Genomic DNA, 15612 nt, shown 5'->3' on the forward strand with positions numbered 1-15612 from the left:
AACCATACTGCACATCTCGCAATGCACAGCGCACAATTCAATCTTTCCTACTCCACTTAGTTGTTTCTTCGCTTCTGAACATGCTAGTCAGAATCGCAAATTACTTTGCTTCATCTGGCACGCTCCTTGCTTAGAACTAGGAACTAAGTTAAGTACACTCTGTAAAAGAACTAATACGAGGAGATAAAAAACCCGACTGGCTACTGGAGCTCGTCGGCGTTTGCTTCTCTCTCGTGCCCCCTTTCGGCTGGCGGGGCGCAACCTACTCAAAATTCGGATTTGCGCAAGATAAAACTACAGCGAAAGTGACAATTTCTTCACCCACCACCCGCAAAGCCCACAAAATCAACCCTTAGCGATTTTTACAAAAATCCACCACCTCAGCAAACTACCCACACCACAGCTGGCCAAAATACAATTTTGCCAAATCAACATGCACCACATCCCCAGCAAAATCGCCTAACCGCCAGCCAATTCAGCAAAAAATCCAGCCAGAAACTCCCAGCCAGCCAAGCCTCCCGCCTCACTCAATGTGAATAAGTGGTGAACAACCCCAGCGGGCTGGTCATCAACTGAAATCACCAGCGCACAAAATCTCTTCTCCTGCAAATTTCAGCCAGCTGAGGAGCTGCAGGCAAAAGATCAGTTTCGCTCTTTCAGAGCTTTTTTCTTTAGGGCTCCTTCTCCTTGGGTTGCGTTGCCCCTTCGGGGCTGCCTTACCCAAGGCTAGGCTGTTTCACGCCTTCGGCGTAGGCATGCCAGCTGGAACCGAAAGCGGTGCTAAAGCACGCACACTCTAAACACCGCTATGCCAGCAGCTGAGGATCTTAGCTATACTTTCCACTGAAGCGATGTTTACCTTTCCTGCTAGCAGGAAAGCACACCTTTAGCGCAGCGCCCCTTAGACCTTCAGCGCAGCGAACCTTAGACCTTCAGCGCAGCGAACCTTAGACCTTCAGCGCAGCGAACCTTAGACCTTCAGCGCAGCGAACCTTAGACCTTCAGCGCAGCGGACCCTAGACCTTCAGCGCAGCGAACCTTGCACCTTTAACGCAGCCCGTGCATGCTGCGCAAAAAAGCTCCTCAACGCACTGAGCGATGAGAAGCTTGGTAAAATTAAAGTTTATCTTGATTGAGCCTAGGCTGGAGCACTGACTACATCACCAGCAACTGGGCCATCATCTTCATCTTCGCCAGACTTGCGTGGTGGCTCAGGTGCAGATGTTTGATTGCCGTCTGGAGTAGGCGGCGGCGTTGGTGAACTTGGTGGGTTTGACATGGAACCTTTCTCCATGAGGTCAACAATCTGCTGGCCGTCTAGAGTTTCGTATTCAATCAATGCCTGAGTTACCAGCTCGAGGGTGTCGCGGTTGGCCACGAGCATTTCGGTCGCCTTGACGTAGGCTTCGTCAACGAGACGCTTGATCTCACTATCGATCGTATTTGCGGTTTCCTCAGAGTAACCACGGCTACCGCCAGCATCTCTAGCGTAAACGACTTCACCTTGGTCACTACCGTACTGGATCATGCCGAGTTTTTCACTCATGCCCCATTGGGTGACCATTTGGCGGGCAATATTTGTCGCCTGGCGAATATCCCCCATGGCTCCATTAGTCACATTGCCAAAGATGATTTCTTCCGCAACGCGTCCGCCCATAGCAACGACCAGCTGATCGAGCAGCTCGTTAACGCGGTAGTTGAAGCGATCTTCTGTTGGCAGGAACATTGCCATACCGAGAGCTGGACCGCGCGGAATGATGGTTACCTTATGAAGTGGATCTGTGTGCTCTAGGAGAACATTGAGAATCGCATGGCCAGCTTCGTGGTAAGCGGTATTCTCTTTTTCTTTTTCACTAAGCGCCATACTACGACGTTCACGCCCCCAACGAACTTTATCACGAGCTTCTTCCAGCTCCTTAATCGTCACCTCTTTGAGGCTACCGCGAGCGGCAAGCAAGGCAGCTTCGTTGATCAAGTTTGCCAGCTCAGCACCAGAGAAACCAGGAGTTCCGCGAGCAATGATTTCGAGATTTGTATCCGCAGCTAGCTTGATATTTCTCACGTGCACGTTGAGAATTTCTTCACGTCCTTTGACGTCAGGAAGACCAACACGAACTTCACGGTCAAAGCGACCCGGACGCAGCAGAGCTGGATCCAGAACATCAGGACGGTTAGTAGCCGCAATGATGATAACACCAGATGTGGCATCAAAACCATCCATCTCCACGAGAAGCTGGTTGAGTGTTTGCTCACGCTCATCGTGACCACCACCTACACCGTGTCCACGGTGACGACCGACGGCATCAATCTCATCGATGAAAATCAGACATGGAGCGCTCTTTTTGCCCTGCTCGAACATATCGCGCACACGGCTAGCACCCACACCCACAAACATCTCAACGAAGTCTGAGCCGGAGATAGAATAGAATGGCACATCAGCCTCGCCAGCTACAGCACGCGCAAGCAATGTTTTACCGGTTCCCGGAGGGCCCACCATCAATACACCTTTAGGTAACTTGCCTCCGAGCGTTTGGAATTTCTTAGGATCGCGCAGGTAATCAACGATTTCCCACAGCTCTTCTTTGGCCTCTTCAATACCAGCAACATTTTTGAATGTCACCTTGTTGGTCTCATGATTGAGCAGCTTGGCTTTGGATTTACCAAAACTCATTGCGCCCTTACCAGCGGACTTCATCTGCTGGCGGAATAAGAAAAAGAGCACTAAGATGATGAGCAAAATTGGCAGCAGATTGAACATCAGCATTTTCAAGTTGCCAGTCTCAATCTGAGTTTTGGCAATGCTTGAGATGAAATCTTTTTCGTCTTCTGGGAAACTTGCGTAGTTTAGATCCACTTCAAATGGCGCCAGCTTGATGTCCTTTTCATCAGGATTAGCAATGCGCTCCACCTTGTTGTAGCGGCCGAGAATATACGCAGAATCGCTACCATTGATAGAAACGATGGATAATGGCTCTTCTTTCGCATTGGCCAATACATCACCACGAGCAATACGCTCGCGAAGATCTTTCAATGTGAGAGAATCACGACCTTCAAGAGATGGCACTGCGTCAGCGCTGACGTTTGGCACATTCAGACCTCTGAGGATCTGATTAACCTCTTTGACGTTGAGCTGCTTGTCGATTGTGACCACAAATGGGAACTCCCCTTTGTTTTCGTATTTAAAGCCGTCATTTTTTGGATCGCTATAATAATAGCCTTTGAGTTTAGCAGTAATACCAGCATCCCCCACAGCAATGAGGCGATGTTTGGTATTTGGCTCCACACCTTCAGTTGGATCAGGCAAATCAGTCTCAACGACAATTTTGCCCTGATCGACCATGGTGCGGAATTCGCTATAATCAAAAACCTTGGCTTTCTCTGAGCTCATGGTCATCGCGGCAAACAATATCGTACCGCCAACTAGAAGGAGAATTAGTACACGCCAATTCATGCCCCCTGATTGTGGGTTTTTATCATTAGGTCGCACGGGAGGCCGATTTTCTGGTGGTTTCGGTGATTCGGGTGGTCGTTGATCAGACATTCTGTATCTTATTTTCGGGTAAAATCATTTATCGCACAGCGGCGAGCCAGCATAGCACAGGAATCCTGAGCAGGCTAATCAAGCAGGTGAGTTGATAGGCCGGATGGCGTGCGCAACGTAACGCAGCTTGAAAAAAAGAAAATCCTTTTTTCAACAGCTTGCGCCGAGCGCCATTTCACGCCACCATCGGTGCCGTGGCAAGCAATCAACACAAAGTCAGCCTAAAAAGTAAGCTTTTAAGTCGATTAGAGACACTTCCAGGCATTCAACGCATGGTTTCGCGCGAGCCTAGAAGCATGACACATGCTGGCTCGCTGATTGATGTTTTTGCCGCATTTGTCTCGCTGGACAATCAATTTGCCCAAGGCGAAGCCAACGTGGCGCTAGACTTACTTCGCCATGCCTTCCCCGAGGCCGACCACGGGTGGATTGCCCGCCGACTTCGCCGTGCACTGCGCTCGCCAAAGTCAATCGACGAAATCAGCGAACAGATCCAAGGGTCGATTCAAGCCGAAGAACTCGTGCACGGCTGCATGCAACTCTACTTGCTCGTAATGAGCTCGGGATCTCAACAAGTGAGCACCGCAGCTTTCAAGCAACTGCTAGACGCAGTCAATGCGGCTGATTTGGCCGAATCGATCATCACGGAATTTTCCGGCAAGGCCGATAGCAAAAAGCTGCCCTTTGACAAAATCACCCTAGCCCACCAAGACGCCGATATCCTGCTGCCCGACCACGCCATCGGCTGCGCACTGAATGCCTACCGCAGCGGCAACATCATCATCATCCGCAACATGGGCGCCGAACGACTATGGTTGAGCGGAACCTCGCTAGCATCAGGCGACTGCCTGCGCATGCGCAGCCACCAAGTGATCACCATTTCCAGCTGGAGCCTGAACTATGATGACCTGTCATTTTTCCTCAATGCCAAGCGTACAGGCGTTGGCCAGACGCTATTTTTACATGAAACGGAAAATGGCCTGAGTATCGAACGCGTAAAAAGTAGCCAGAGCTGTTTGAAAGTCACCATTGGCACCAAGGTGGAAGTGGAAGCAATCCGCGACGCGGCGCTGATCGCGCTGCAGCCGTATGCTCTTGAGCTCAACCAAGCCATCCAGCTAGCGATGAGCGAGAGCCTCAACCTCAGCTCGGGCTCGGCAATGACCATGGACCAGTTGCGGCTGCAGGCGATGAAAGTTGGTCGTAGATTTAAAATCCAAGCTGGCAAACAACAATGCCGACTCTCTAATGATGCCTCCGCGCTGAAGCGTGGCGACGTGTTATTATCCCCAGGTCTAGCTAGACGATGCATTCTCGACATTCGCTACAATTCTAACTCAGGAAGTGGTAGTGTTCGGGTGGTAGAAGCCGAGCGTACTATCATTGTGGATGGCGTGCCAATCAGACATCAGACACGCCTACACGAAGGGTCACTCATCCAGCTGAGCGCCAACCAAGCAGTACGCTGTCGATTCAAAGACGGCATTCTAGCAGAGGAAAGAAATGTCATCAACGAGCTGTCACTCAACAGCCTAACACACAGTTTTGGTTCTGGGCAAAAAGCGCTAGATAACGTGGATTTCTCCATCAAGCGCGGTGAGATGCTCTGCATCATTGGTCCCAGTGGCAGTGGTAAAAGCACTCTGCTCTCAGTCATTGCTGGCCAGCTGCGCCCCGACCGCGGGCAAATCCAGCTGAATAACCACTCACTCTATCACCAGCTCGACCGCCTGCGCCCATTCATTGCCAACATGCCGCAAGAAGAAGCGCTTAACCCGCAGCTAACGGTACGCGAACACCTCAGACACGCGTCGATGATTAGACGCCCACACCTGTCGCAGCGCGAACACGAAAAGCGCGTGGACCACGTGCTAGACGAACTTGCTCTACAACCACTCGCCCACCGTCGGGTTGGTACAGCTGGCGACAAGAGTCTATCAGGCGGAGAACGCAGCCGCCTCAACCTTGGCTTAGACCTCAGTAGCGGTGCCGAAGTTTTCCTATTTGATGAACCTATCTCCGGTCTATCATCCAAAGATTCAGAACACGTGGCTGAGTCATTACGCGCGCTGGCTAGAAATAAAATCGTCATTGCCTCATTGCACCGCCCCGGTGCCTCAGTGCTGTCGATGTTTGATAAAGTATTAGTGTTAGACAATGGCGGCAAAGTAGCCTTCTACGGATCGCCTAATGAAATGGTGCAATATTTTGCAGATGCCTGTGACGACTATCAAATCACATCAGCCAAACGGCCAGATGCGCTAGAACACACATTTTCAGCTGGCGCTGACTTTGTCTTCGACGTTCTCGAGACAGAGATGTTTGACAGCGGCGGCATGGGCGGAAATAGACGATTTTCATCAACCTTCTGGCAAGAACGCTTCGAGAGTAAAATGCTGATCACGCGGTACAACGAGCCGCAGCAGATGGATACCAAGGAAGCTGATCAACGAAAAGAAGATGGCGGCATCCCAACTCCCCTACTCAAACGCTACCAGCGCTGGAAAGAATGGCATCGATTGTTCCGCACACATTTTGAGCGATCATTTCTATCAAAGTTCCGCAACCGCGGCACCATCTATAGCATCATTTTAGAAGCCCCGCTGCTCGCCTTACTCATCGGCCTAACATTACGTGCATCTTCTGAGGGAACTTATGAATTCTACACCGGGCTACATATCCCCGTGTATCTATTCCTCACCGTCACTATCGGCATGTTCCTCGGCCTAACCAACAGCGCTAACGAAGTCTTGCGCGACATGCCCGTACTGCGGCGCGAGCGCAATACACGCTTTAACGCCTCCCTCTATCTGCTGGCAAAGTTTTCCTCTTTAAGCATCCTAGCAGGCTTGCAATGTGCCATCTACACAGTAGTTGGCCATTTCATGCTAGAAATCCATAACATGTGGTTTGATATGTGGTTATGGATGACCATGACGGCATTGTGCGGCACCTGTATCGCCCTGTTTGTATCTTCATGGGTCAATAGCGAGCGAGCAGCTCTCAGCTCAGTACCGCTTCTGCTAGTACCCCAGTTATTGTTAGCTGGCGCACTAGTACAGTTCGGCGAGATGAACCGTGGCCTGTTTCGCGGTGCTGAGCACGCACGTGCAGCTGGCGAAGAACCGATGCCAGCTAGATTCATGCCACTGCGCTACGCGTACGAAGGGATATTAGTCACACAAGCGACAGAAAATCCATTCGAGCAAAACCGCCGCACTCTGCAAGAAGCGATAGATCCACTGAGTGAGCGATCATTTAAGTTTGAGCAAAACCTCCAGCTGAACGAAAAAGAACGTGAACGACTACGCACGCTAACAAATGCCCTAACCTACCTCATGGGCACAGGTTCTAATTCCGCAAAAGAAGCCAAAGAGCTCAATAGACAAATCACAGAAATTGGCCTGCATGGCACGACTGATGACTTGGAAAAACTGCAAACCTGGCCGGAAGATGAGCATGAAGAAACCCGCGGCAGCATGGAGTTTTTTGTCAACTCACGCACTAACTTGCTAGTCGGCAAAGCAGACATCGAGCGCATCGACTACCGCAAAGAGGAAGAGAGAAATATCTTCCTAGCTGAATACAAATTTCCAGCTGGGGTAAAAATGCACACAACCAACTACTGCATTGCGGCACTGGCTATGGTTAGCTTCCTCTCGCTACTGATGAGCCGCTTGGTGCTCGCGCGCAAGATGAAGAAGACAAGCTAAGCCAGCTAGTTAGAAACTAGCTGGCTAGGAAAATTCCAGCTGGCAAATTAGTCCATTTTAAAATCAGGAAACTCACGCTTGAGGTCGTCTAAATAACGTTGAGCTTCAGCTTGATCACCCTTCTTGCTGAGTGCCTGATAGGATTTGTACAATGCCTTTGGTTTGAGATCTTTATCATCCACAAAGAGCTGAACAACCACAACATAGTAGCCAGCTGCTTTCTCGTAGTCCTGACGGGCAAAAGCAACATCGCCAAGAACCAATCGCAGCTCAGCATTCACGCGGCCTGATGGCTTCATGGCTAATGCCTGGTTAGCAATCTCCTCAGCATCATCCACACGGCTCAAGCCTAGCAGAGCAATACTTTTATCCAGCAATGCCTCAGCTTTCCAGAATCCATTGTCAGCAACATCAAGGAAATGATCGATAGAAACCAGTGCGGCTTCAAAGTTCCCATTGCGCACCTGCGACTTACCTAACAATCTCCAAAATGCCTTAGGCGTTTCGCGTGGTTCATCAGGAGTCACACCTAGCGTTAGGAACAACTCGGCATCTTTGAGCTCATCTGCTTTTTCACACTGCACGCCTAACCAACGGTAAACTGCCTTAGGTACTTGCTCGCCGAGATCTAACTCACGAACGTCGAGCACAGCTTCTTTCAGCCCCACTCTATCTTTCAGCGCGTATTCGCACATGACGATCAACATGCCAGCCTGTTTCCCGTAGGTTTGCGGCTGCATTTTCTTAGCCTGCTGGAGAGCAGGCAATGCGTGCTGGTAATCATCAAGTTTGTATTTTCCCCAGCCAACCCAATAATATGCATTCGCTTTGGTCTCATCTCCCAGTTCAGGGAAATCGCTGAGCAGGCGCTCGTAACGCAGCACCATTTCATCAAACTTCTGCTCTTCCTTTTTGATACGCGCACTGTTCTGCCATGCCAGCGCAGCTAGCTTTGACTTAGGGAACTTCTGCACTAACATGTCGAAGTCGCGCAAGGCGGCACCATCTTGGCTGAGATGCTGATAGGCTTCACCACGCTTGGCGATAGCCTGTGGTAATCTATCATCTTTAGGAAACTTGTTGATGAAATCGGTGAAGTTTTTCACTGCACCTGAGAAGTCACGCGACTCTGACAAACACCAGCCACGTTTGTAGTAGAGGCTCGCTAAGTTTGCCTCACCCACTTTGCTCGCGCGGATCGCATTGTATGAAGCCGCTGCTTGAGTAAACTTGCGCTCTGAGAATAATGTCTCAGATTTGAGCAATAGCGCCTTGTGAATCTTCTCGTCGTTAGAGTAGTTGTGAGAATAAATCTCGAGGAAAGCATCTACCTGATCTGGGATATTAACTCCCTCCATGTTATAGAAACAAAGCAGTCGCATGTAGTTTGCCTCAAAAGCTAACTCACTAGCAGGAAGCTCTTGCTCCACTTTGATGAATGTTCTAATCGCTAGATCGTAATTTTTCAGCTGATAGGCACTCTTCGCCGCAATCATTGCCTGGCGAGCGCGCAGTGATGCAGTGCCCTGAAGGTCTCCAGCGGCATAAGTTCTCAGCACCTCACTGTAGTTTTTTGATTGGTACTGGCTATTCATCAGCGCCACCTGAGCTTGTGCCATCCACTTAGACTTAGGGAAAAGCATCACCATATTGTAATACTTTTGCGCCAGCTCGTCTTGCTTCAGCTTGGAAGCAACGAGGCCAGCGTGCATGGCAGCTTCCACGCGGATATCTGGCTCAACCTGCACACCTGTGAGTGCTTCAAATTGCGGCAATGCTAAGTCGTATTTTTTCTGCTCGAGGAAGATATGCCCGAGCGCTAGCTGAGCCGCTTCGCGGTAGGTAACTGGCGCTTCAGGATCATCAACGATCTGTTTATTGATACGCTGAGCTTGGCCAACATTGCCGTCAGCACGGTAACAATAAGCCTGCATGTAGAGCGCGCGGAAACGATCTTTAGCGTCTGCCGCAGTCTTAGCTGGGATATCAAAATACTTCGCTGCAATACCAAATTGCTTTTGCGAATAGGCATCGTAACCAAGGCGATAAGCCGCAGCGGCAACAAATCGTCCTTCGCGGTGTTTGCGCACCACGTCAGCGAGAATGCGTTTGGCCTCGTCTGTAAAGTCGATCTGATAATACGACTCACCTAGATAATACTGAGCCGCTTGAGCATTGGCGTGCTCCGGGAATTGCTCCAGATAGTTTTCAAACATCGGGATGGCACGGCGGTAAAAATCCTGTGCCTGCGCACGGTTTGAGCTCGCCTTAGCCGCATCATAAAATTGTTTGCAACGATTGAAAAAGTCTTCGCCCGGATTGGCTTGCAAGGGCACCTCGTCTTCCTCCACTGGCTGAGCAACGGGAGCCTGAGCCATTACTGCTGGAGCGGTGGCTAATAGTAGAAAAATGAGTTGGCGCGTAGTCATAGAAATTTCAATGCTTTGAAGCTGCGGCAGTCTACCGACCTATACCAGCTGTGGCAAATGAAACATTCCAAATGCGTGCATTTTGACAAATCTCAAGGATCCAGCCAAGGCATACGCCATGCTAGCTCGCACTGCCTAGCGATGTAAAAAATCGCCATGATGACAACAAATACCAAATCACCAGCTCGCGGGTCAATTTCCCACCAACGCGTGATAGTCACTGACGAGCCAGACAAACACGGCTACAAAGACTGTCAAATTAGGCTTCAATGACAAATCGCAGTCGAATAAATGCATTTACCGCAAAGCGATCTCATCTTAGCTGAAAATGGCTGAATGTTCGGCCTCCGGACCCCGTATTGATCAGCGTTACTAGTTATAGTTTCGTATGTGTATTCGTTATGCGGGGGTGGGTGCCCCCGCATATTTTTTTGCCTAAAATGCACCATCTGTCAGACAGACGACATTGATCACGCTTAAGTGACCATTTTCAAAAAATAGATCTAGCTGGAAGCCAGCTAGACCTAAGAAAAAATATCTAGCTGGCAGGAAAATGTCCCCAGCTAGAGATATGTTATTCAGCTAGAAATAGGATCACTTTGCCAGCTCGGTCGTGGCAAAAGTAACATTCCACAGGCCAGCTTTTTGGCAGGCATCAATAGCAACCACCACCTTCTGATACTCAACTTTAGCATCACCAATGATCTTAACCGCTTGATTTTTGTTCTCAGCACTTAGCGCTGCTAGAAGTTTAGCCAGCTCCTTCGAGTTCACCTTTTTGCCATCGAGTGCGAACGTGCCGTTAGTATACAAGCGTAGTTCAGCTGGTTTGGCTTTTCCTGCTTCAACATGCTTTTCAGCATGCTGCTTAGATTTCTCAGCTGGCAACTTAGCGAGCTCATCACCAACAGCGGCAAAACTTATAGTCACAGAAGATATGATGGCACTGAGTGTTGCTAATTTGTAGATCATTAATTTAGTATAAAAATTTCTAACTAAAGCGTACAGAAAAAAAGATCCAGCTGGCAGCCAGCTAGATCTAAATAGTCATCCAGCTAGAAACAAAAGCTTCTAGCAAAGATTGAGTTCTATGGAAATCAACTCCCTTACGGTTGTTTCACTGAGGTAGCGAATGAAACATTCCATACGCCAGCTTTTTGGCAGGTATCGATGAGTTCAACCACCTTTTGGTACTCAACTTTGGCGTCACCACGGATACGCACTGCTTGGTTTTTTTCCACCGCGGCAATGCGGCCGAGGCGATCGTAGAGTTCTTCACGAGTATACTCGCGGCGATCAACAATGATCACACCATCTTCGCGCAGGTTGATGGTGATTTCGCCAGCAGTTTGCGTGGCATCAGCACCTTCTTCAGCTACTGGAACGTCTACATTGAGCTCGCGTTCATTTTGCGAAAACTGCCAGCTGACAATGAAAAAGATGAGCAGCAAAAAGACCACGTCAATCATGGGCGCCAGCTGAAACCCTGCTTGCTCTGGTTCTCGTTTCTGAAACTTCATAGCTCTAGATAATTAGATTAGAGGTGCAGCTCAGGACGATCATTGACCGGTAGCTCACCTTCAGGAAAATCATCTTCGTGATCTTTATTGCTAGCGTAGAGCGGGCGCGGAGCAGCGCCTCCTCGGCGGTTGTACTGCGCTGATAGAAGTGCCAGCAAATGTGTTGCAGCGGCTTCCAGCTCAGCGATGTATTTCTGAACTTGGCCGCGGAATAGTGAGTAAAAAATCGTCGCTGTGATACCAATGACGAGACCAGCAGCTGTAGTTACCAGCGCCTGATAGACACCTTCAGCTAGACCCATGTGTTGGACGCCAGCTACTTGACCTTCTGAAATACGCATGAATGACTGAATCATACCAATCACGGTTCCTAACAAACCAACCATAGGTGCAATTGTTCCCACATCCATCAGGTAGCTGATACGCTGAGTGAGCATGCCAGCTTGGCGGCCACCTTCAGCTTCAGCCACCTCACGCACATCATTGAATGATGCTCCTGGGTTTTTGGTCATGAAATCCAATGTCTTCTCGGTAACACGCGCGACACTTTGGTTTTCGCGGTTACAATGCGCAACCAATCCGAGATAGTCGCGTTTACGAATCAATGCTTCCGCAGCATTCATGAAGTTATTACTAACTACGGCATTGCGACGGATCGTTAGAATGTAAAAGAAAATAAGAATCACAGCCACCACAGAAAGCATTGCCAAGACATACATGACAAAACCGCCCATCTGCAGGATTTCTAGCAAATCCTTTTGCTGCTCTTGTGTCTCCGCAGCAGATGCGCTGAGCATGCCAAGCAGGGAGAATCCTATGGTAAAAAATGCACTTTTCATTTGATGAGTCGTGAGTGTAACGAGTATTTGCCAATGCGCAAGCGTGGGAAATCCGCAAATTAGGATTGTGGTGGACCGGCTTGCAGACTGCTGCTGCATGCACTACGCTGCCCCGCCCCGCAATCTTTCCAGACATATCATGATCGACCTAAAAGCGAAACTGCGCACCGTGCCCCACCAGCCAGGTGTCTATCTAATGAAAGACCGGCTCGGCGGCATCATCTACGTGGGCAAAGCCAAAGATCTGCGCAAACGCGTTGGCAATTATTTCATGCCATCACGCAAAATGACGGCCGACGTCAAAACGCGCGCGCTGATAGAAACTATCTGTGATTTCGACCTCCATCTGGTACGCAACGAAGAAGAAGCACTGGTGCTGGAAAGCAAGCTGATCAAACAATACCGACCGCGCTACAACATCGCACTGCGAGACGACAAACGCTACTTGATGGTGAAAATCAAACTGCACGATCCATTTCCAGCCTTCGAGATTACGCGTTTGAAAAAGGACGATGGCGCGCGCTACTTTGGCCCATTTGTCCACTCGGCGGCATTGCAGTCGACACTTGAATGGCTCAACCGCGAGTTTGGTTTAAGAACCTGCCGACCGCGCATTCCCACAGAAAAAGACTACCGCCACTGCCACGCTGATATTATTCGTAAATGCTCGGCACCGTGCATCGGTAGAATTTCCCCTGAAGCCTACCGAGAAAATGTCGCCGATGCGGTGCGAATTCTCGAAGGCAAAGGCAAGCGCGACCGCGTCAACCAGCTGAAAGAACAGATGCAATCTGCCGCCGCGAGGATGGATTTTGAAAAAGCCGCCAAGCTGCGCGACATCATCGACAACTTGGAAAAAACGCTCAACCCAACACGCCAGTTCAACAAAGCGCATTACGTACCGAGCACAGTGAATCCAAAACAAGACGTCAAGGAGCTCCAAGAAGCACTTGGCATGGACGAACCCATTCACGTAATGGAATGTTTTGATATTTCAAACGTCTCCGACAACCACATCGTTGCCTCAATGGTACGTTTTGTGGATGGCGTACCCAATAACCAAGGGTACCGGCGCTACCGCATCAAAACGGTCACCGGACAGAACGATTTTGCCTCCATGGCTGAGGTGGTGCGCCGCCGCTATTCACGCATCTTATTGGAAAATACCAAAGCCAACCCAGAGGTAGCCGCTGAGACTCAGGAGTCGCCGATAGCCGCATTGCGACGTCTGGCCAAGGAAGGAAAATCGCCCATTCACCTGCCAAATTTGGTCATCGTCGATGGAGGTAAAGGCCAACTCAGCGCCGCCTACGATGAGCTCAAACGCCTCGGACTCGCCGAGCTACCCATCGTTGGTCTGGCTAAACAATTTGAAGAAATATTCAGCCCCGGTGAAAGCGAATCACTGCGGCTCGACCACAATACCGGCGCACTCAAGCTGATGCAGCGCATCCGCGATGAAGCCCACCGGTTTGCCAACAACTACAACGAGCTCTTGCTCAGCCGGAGGATGCGCGAGAGCTTGCTCGACGACTGCCCAGGCATGAGCCGCAAACGCAAAGAGGAGTTACTCAGGCGATTTGGCAGCGTGGCAAAAATCCGCAAAGCCAGCATTCCAGCGCTCAAGGCAGTGCCGGGCATTGGTCCAAAAACAGCCGAACAAATATATCAATGGTCGCGCGGTAGCTAATTCCCCCCACTCAAGCCGCCGTGTGGCTGCAAAATCATCTTACCTACAATGCTCATTAGCCCGCTGGTGAGATAACTACGCAGCTCAGCACAAGGCTATCGACCAGCATGATTTACAGCGGCTGACATTATGTCTGTTAAATGCAATTTTTGCACTTCCCCACACGTATTCAAGGTATCACTGTGCGCGCGCGTTCATCACCTGCTCGCCGCCACATCACCACCTACCCGCCTTCAATGATTTCGCGAAATTCCATCGCCCCAATGTGGGGTCTCATGCTGCTCGTTTTTCTGACTGGATTCCAGCTCGGCTCAGCAGCAATGAAACCAATTCCTATTCGCCAAATTGAGGCCCTACCACGCACCATGCGGGTGGATATCATGTGGCAAGAATCGCTCGACCAACAAACATGGCAGCTGCCACTGGTCTACGAAATCGAGCGATCAAGTAGCAAAAATGGCAAATTTAGCAAAATTCACGACGGCTACCTTCAGCTGCCCATGTACTCAGACTACATCGGCAAAGCAAAAAAAACATTCTACTACCGCGTGCGCTCGATCGTGCCCAACCGCGGCAAAGCCAAATCCAAATCTAGCTCAAATACCTCAAAATGGAGCAAAGTAGTCAGCGCCACCACAGCGGCGTATAATAAAGAGCAATTTCTCACTGAAATTCAGGAAGCTGGATTTCGCTACTTTTACCACCACGCACATCCGGTATGCGGACTCGCGCTGGAAGGTGCACCTAACCGCAGCAAAAGCATCGTCGCCACCGGAGCGAGCTCGATGGGCATGTTCAACATCATCGTTGGCGTGCGCCGTGGGTTTATCACCCGCGAAGAAGGTGCCGCTAGAGTTTTGAAAATTCTCACCTTCCTCAATGAAAAAGCCGAACGCCACCACGGTGCCTTTTCTCACTGGATGGATGGCACCTCAGGCAAGATCGTGCGCTTCAGCAAAAAAGACGACGGTGTCGATCTCGTAGAAACTGCATTTCTAGCGCAATCGTTCATCATGATGCGCGAGGCCTTTTCTGATGACAATCCCACAGAACTAAAAATCCGTGAAACCGCAGATAAGCTGTGGCGTGATATCCAATGGGACTTTTTTGTGCAGACAGATAAAAAGTCAGGCAAAAAATACCTCGCCTGGCATTGGTCGCCAACAACTGGTTTCGAGCAAACCATGAAAATCACCGGCTTCAACGAAAGCCAGATTGTCTATCTACTGGCAATGGTTTCCCCTACCCACCCAATCTCACACAAAATCTACAAGTCCGGGTGGCAAGGTGGACGCTACTCAACACCGCGCAAAGTACTCGACGTCGACGTCGAACTCGGAGGGAAAATTGGCGGGCCATTATTCTTTCTCCATTACTCATACATGGGCTTAGACCCACGCAAGATCAGCCACAACGGCAAATCTTACTTTGACCATTTCACCGCCATCACCCAAGTGCAGAAAAACTACGCTCTGAGCATGGCCGACAAATTCAAAGGCTACGATAAAATGTGGGGCATCACCGCCAGCTACGGTCCCGATGGCTACTTTGCTCACGCACCTAACCATGGAGATAATGGCACCATCGCTCCAACAGCCGCTCTATCATCCATGCCCTACCTGCCAGACGAAGTGTTCAACTGCGCCATTGAGATGTACCGTAAGGCTGGCAAACTCTGGGGACCATTCGGCTTCTATGATTCATTCAACCTCGAGCGCAACTGGGTAGCTCCGGGATACCTAGGCATCGACGTCGGGCCAATTGCTCCGATGATTGAAAATCACCGCACTGGTATGTGTTGGAAAATATTCATGCGTGCGCCAGAGCTCAAAAAACTCAAAGGCCTCACACTCTAACGCTCGCAGATAACAATCATTTCT

8 protein-coding genes are annotated in these 15612 nt (G+C 50.0%); 3 read left to right on the top strand and 5 right to left on the bottom strand.

Annotated features, from left to right (window positions below; genetic code table 11):
- Positions 1–1138 precede the first annotated feature (1138 nt).
- On the bottom strand, positions 1139–3451 hold the full coding sequence (gene ftsH, locus JIN82_RS15290) for an ATP-dependent zinc metalloprotease FtsH (protein ID WP_325099526.1): 2313 nt from the start codon (positions 3449–3451) through the stop codon (positions 1139–1141).
- Positions 3452–3699: 248 nt separating this feature from the next.
- On the opposite strand from ftsH, the gene JIN82_RS15295 reads away from it, so the two are divergent.
- On the top strand, positions 3700–7254 hold the full coding sequence (locus JIN82_RS15295; RefSeq protein WP_200312543.1) for an ATP-binding cassette domain-containing protein: 3555 nt from the start codon (positions 3700–3702) through the stop codon (positions 7252–7254).
- Between the two features lie 47 nt (positions 7255–7301).
- On the opposite strand, the gene JIN82_RS15300 is transcribed toward JIN82_RS15295, so the two are convergent.
- The 4 genes from JIN82_RS15300 to JIN82_RS15315 form a co-directional block, all read right to left on the bottom strand.
- Positions 7302–9683, bottom strand: a complete 2382-nt coding sequence (locus JIN82_RS15300; RefSeq protein ID WP_200312544.1) for a tetratricopeptide repeat protein — start codon at positions 9681–9683, stop codon at positions 7302–7304.
- Positions 9684–10277: 594 nt separating this feature from the next.
- The gene (locus JIN82_RS15305) at positions 10278–10655 is read right to left on the bottom strand and encodes an ExbD/TolR family protein (protein ID WP_200312545.1); all 378 of its coding nucleotides are present in this window, start codon (positions 10653–10655) and stop codon (positions 10278–10280) included.
- Between the two features lie 134 nt (positions 10656–10789).
- Positions 10790–11203 carry an ExbD/TolR family protein gene (locus JIN82_RS15310; protein WP_200312546.1) on the bottom strand — a complete coding sequence of 138 codons (414 nt, stop codon included), beginning with the start codon at positions 11201–11203 and terminating at the stop codon, positions 10790–10792.
- A 17-nt stretch (positions 11204–11220) separates the two neighbouring features.
- Complete coding sequence (locus JIN82_RS15315) at positions 11221–12042, bottom strand: MotA/TolQ/ExbB proton channel family protein (protein ID WP_200312547.1); 822 nt, start codon at positions 12040–12042, stop codon at positions 11221–11223.
- Positions 12043–12181: 139 nt separating this feature from the next.
- Here JIN82_RS15315 and JIN82_RS15320 point away from each other — a divergent pair, with 139 nt between their 5' ends.
- A complete protein-coding gene (locus JIN82_RS15320; RefSeq protein WP_200312548.1) occupies positions 12182–13732 on the top strand; it encodes an excinuclease ABC subunit UvrC in 1551 nt (516 codons plus the stop codon).
- Positions 13733–13872: 140 nt separating this feature from the next.
- Positions 13873–15588, top strand: coding sequence for a glucoamylase family protein (locus JIN82_RS15325; RefSeq protein ID WP_200312549.1), 1716 nt, complete (start codon positions 13873–13875; stop codon positions 15586–15588).
- The last annotated feature ends 24 nt before the right edge of the window (positions 15589–15612 follow it).

Source organism: Persicirhabdus sediminis, assembly GCF_016595495.1.
Taxonomy (GTDB): domain Bacteria; phylum Verrucomicrobiota; class Verrucomicrobiia; order Verrucomicrobiales; family Akkermansiaceae; genus Persicirhabdus; species Persicirhabdus sediminis.